The following is a 634-nucleotide window of genomic DNA, read 5'->3' on the forward strand; positions in this document are numbered from 1 at the left end:
GGCCGAGATCGCGCAGCTTACAGAGGACGCCTGTGCTTCTCGAAGAACCCGACGGTCGGCGAGGCCTGGCAAATCTCGGTGCGGCCCGAAGAGGTGCCGCGCCGTCATCGGTGGGGATTTCTGCGCCGAAGTATGTTGCGGCCCCACACGCCGCGCGCTTATCAGAATCGAAGAAGCACGAACAAGGAGTCGTCATGGCACGCAACGCGCTTAAAGAAATGATAGCTGGTGGGTACCTCGAGGGGGTACCCAAAGACCTCCATTCGTTCTTCAGCAGCGTCCCGGTGTTGGAGGTCGAGAATCTCGACGATTACGCGATCCTGCTGCTTCAGGCCATTGGCGCCTTGCAGCCGTCCCGGCTGGAAGAATGGCTCTTCGTCAAGGAGCACGCCGACCTGACCTGGGAGATCGTGCGCCTCCAGAACGTCAAGACCAGCATGATCAATGTAGCGCTCTACGAGGTGGTCTCCGATGTCATGCTCTCCATTGACGGCACGATCAGTCGCCGTGCCGACACTGTGGACATTTCGAGCGACATACTGAAGGAGAAATCTGGTTGGTTTCGGGAGATGACAGCTAAGCTCGGGCTTTCACCCCATCTCGTGCTTTCCCAGGCCCACATTCGGCGTGCACC

The 634-nt window shown here is 59.1% G+C and carries 1 protein-coding gene; it reads left to right on the forward strand.

The features are described from left to right. Nucleotides 1–194 precede the first annotated feature (194 nt). A partial coding sequence (locus tag ABTU92_RS30020; RefSeq protein ID WP_408095189.1) for a hypothetical protein occupies nucleotides 195–634 on the forward strand: 440 nt, incomplete at its 3' end.

It is taken from the genome of Rhodoplanes sp. SY1 (assembly GCF_046000175.1).
GTDB lineage: Bacteria > Pseudomonadota > Alphaproteobacteria > Rhizobiales > Xanthobacteraceae > Rhodoplanes.